This is a genomic window from Dactylosporangium sp. NPDC050588 (assembly GCF_040654975.1).
Lineage (GTDB): Bacteria > Actinomycetota > Actinomycetes > Mycobacteriales > Micromonosporaceae > Dactylosporangium > Dactylosporangium maewongense.
Map to the genome: position 1 here is coordinate 1 of NZ_JBFAJA010000208.1, position 2,889 is coordinate 2,889.

Sequence of the window (2,889 nt, forward strand, 5' to 3'; positions counted from 1 at the left end):
CCACGCCAACCGCGACTAGCTTCGCCCGGTGCGCGGCCTCCGTGGCCTAGGAACCCTCGGCCGCGCACCGGTCCCCATCCCTCCATCAGGAGTCAGGAGACCCTCATCATGGCAACCCCGACCGACGCCGGCACCCTCGCCGCTGTCTTCGTCGCCCTCTACGCCGCTCACCAGGTCGCCGACCACTGGATCCAGACGCAGCACCAGGCCGACCACAAAGCCGACAACGGGTGGCGGGGTCACCTCGCCTGTGCCGCGCACGTCGGCACGTACACGCTGACCGCCGTCGTCGCCCTGGTCGCGATGCTCGCCATGACCGGCGCTGCGCTGCACCTCGGCTGGACCGCCGCCGGGCTCACCGTCTCGGCCGTCACGCACCACATCGCCGACCGGCGGGCGCCGCTGCGGCGCATGGCCGACGCGCTCAAGAAGTCCCCGGCGTGGCTGGAGCGCGGTGGCGGCCTGTACGCCCTCGACCAGTCCTGGCACGTCGGCTGGCTGTTCACCGCCGCGCTGCTCATCAGCGCCTGAGGCACCACCAGTTCGCCCGGCGCGCGGCCTCCGTGGCCTAGGAACCCTCGGCCGCGCACCGGTCCCCATCCCTCCATCAGAGGTCAGGAGATCTCCAGCATGACGAGCAACGACCCGGACCGCGAGCACCCGAAGGGGTTCGACTGGTCCAAGTACGAGTCCGAGGTGGCCGACGTCGCCGACGTGGTCGACCTGGACGCCGCCCGCGCTCGCCGGGACGGCACCGGCGCCGACAGCCACTTCGACATCCCGCTCGATGACGAGCCGGAGCGTGGTGGCGTGCTGGTCGACGCGCCGCCGGCCGATCCGAAGGGCCGCCGTCCGATCATCCCGGGCAGGCTGCTGGGCTGGCAGAACTTCAAGGCGACCGTCCGCGACATCGCCGAGGACGCGTTGCACCGCGCCGGGTACCACGCCGTCCGGACGCCCTGGTACGCGGCGCAGGCTGGGTTCTGGGCCACCGTGGGCCTGTTCAAGGTGGTCGGCCGCCAGTTGCGGTGGTGGTGGCTGTCGGAGCAGTACGGGCTCCGGCAGGCCGCCGCCGACGCGAACGACCCGGCCACCTGGTACAAGCTGCACCGCGAGGTCAAGGCCACCCGCGCATGGCGCGGCATCGTCCTAGCCGCCGAGACCGCCGCGCTCGCCATCGGCGGCCCGGTCGCCTACGCCCTCGCCCCGTGGTGGGTGACCGGCCTCGCCGCCGCCGGTGCCGTGTGCGGACTGGCGCGGCTCGGCCGCCCGCAGGACAAGCCGATCCTGCGCCCGGCCGTGGTCGCTGGACGGTACCGGCGGGTCAACCCCGACATCATCCTGCGCGCCTACTACGCCGCCGGCCTCGGCCACCCGGACAAGCCCAACCAGCAGATCGGGTTCGGTTCCACGATGTCCCGCGACGCGACCGGCTCCGGCTCGCAGGTGGTCATCGACCTGCCGTACGGCAAGACGTGGGAGCACGTCCTCAACGCCAAGGGCGCCATCGCGTCCGGTCTCGACGTCAGCGTCAACCAGGTGTTCCTCACCCGCGACCCCAGCTCGCACCGGCGGCACGTGCTGTTCGTCGCCGACCGCGACCCCCTCGCCATCCCGGCCGGGAAGACGCCCTTGTTGGACGGCAAGGTCCGCGACATCTGGACCGAAGCGCCGTTCGGCCTGGACGAGCGCGGCCGGAAGGTCGGTCTGTTGCTGATGTGGGTGTCGGTGCTGGTCGGTGCGCAGCCCCGCAAGGGCAAGACCTTCGCGACCCGTCTCCTGGCTCTGTTCGCGGCGCTCGACCCGTACGTGCGGCTGATCATCGTGGACGGCAAGATGTCGCCGGACTGGGACAAGTTCCGCCTCGTGGCGCACCGCATGGTGTTCGGGCCGGTGCCCAACAGTCGCGACAACGACCCGGTCGAGCACCTCCTGGAGGTGCTGCGCGAGGTCAAGGCGCACATCCTGGAGGTCAATGACTTCCTGTCGACGCTGTCCACGGCGGAGTGTCCGGAAGGGAAGATCACTCGGGAGCTGTCGCGGAAGTATCCGCAGCTCGCGGTGTGGATGCTCGTGATGGAGGAGTTCCAGGTCTATTACGAGCTGGACAGCCAGGAGCAGAACAAGGAGATCGCCGCGCTCCTGTCCTACATCATGGCCGTCGGTCCCTCGGCCGGTGTGATCCTGCTGTCCAGCAGCCAGAAGCCGTCCGGGGTCGGCGCCGGTGACGTCGGCCGCCTGTTCAACCGGTACCGCGACAACCATGCCGTGCGGTTCGCCCTCAAGTGCGGCAACCGGATCGTCTCCGAGGCGATCCTCGGCGGTGAGGCGTACTCCGAGGGCTACGACGCCTCCGCGCTGCCGAACGGGCCGCAGTACCGGGGCGTCGGCTACCTCTACGGCGCCAGCGACGACACCCCGACCGTGCGGACGTACCTCGCCGACCACAGCGACGCGGAGAAGATCCTCACCGCCGCCCGCAAGCACCGCGAAGCGGCCGGGACGCTGTCCGGCGCCGCGATCGGCGAGACCATCACCCGCGACCTGCGCGACACCCTCGCCGACGTCCGGTCGGTGTTCCTCGCCGGGGAGAAGGGCCTGCACTGGGCCACCATCGCCGCCCGGCTCGCCGACGCGCTGCCGGAGCACTACGCGGACATCACCGCCGACGCGATCTCCGCACAGCTCCGCGATCGTGTACCGAGCGTGAACGTCAAGGTCCGCGGCGAGGTCCTCAAGGGCGCCCGCGTGTCCGATGTGGACAGCGCGATCGACCGCCGCAAGAGCGCCTGACCGGTAGCGGCGGCGCCGCTACCCGGTAGCGCCGCCGCTACCCACCCCGCTACCAACCTGGCCAGCCGCTACCCACCGAGGTAGCGGGTAGCGCCA

The 2,889-nt window shown here is 71.1% G+C and carries 2 protein-coding genes; both read left to right on the top strand.

Going from position 1 to position 2,889, the window contains the following annotated elements; all coding sequences use genetic code 11:
* Nucleotides 1-108: 108 nt before the first annotated feature.
* The gene (locus AB0I21_RS57280; protein WP_360574462.1) at nucleotides 109-531 is read left to right on the top strand and encodes a transcriptional regulator; all 423 of its coding nucleotides are present in this window, start codon (nucleotides 109-111) and stop codon (nucleotides 529-531) included.
* Between the two features lie 99 nt (nucleotides 532-630).
* On the top strand, nucleotides 631-2,793 hold the full coding sequence (locus AB0I21_RS57285; protein ID WP_360574464.1) for a cell division protein FtsK: 2,163 nt from the start codon (nucleotides 631-633) through the stop codon (nucleotides 2,791-2,793).
* Nucleotides 2,794-2,889: the final 96 nt, after the last annotated feature.

Excerpts from the sequence above, each read along its gene's own strand:
- AB0I21_RS57280 (WP_360574462.1), top strand. The coding sequence starts at position 109 with ATGGCAACCCCGACCGACGCCGGCACCCTCGCCGCTGTCTTCGTCGCC.
- AB0I21_RS57285 (WP_360574464.1), top strand. The coding sequence starts at position 631 with ATGACGAGCAACGACCCGGACCGCGAGCACCCGAAGGGGTTCGACTGG.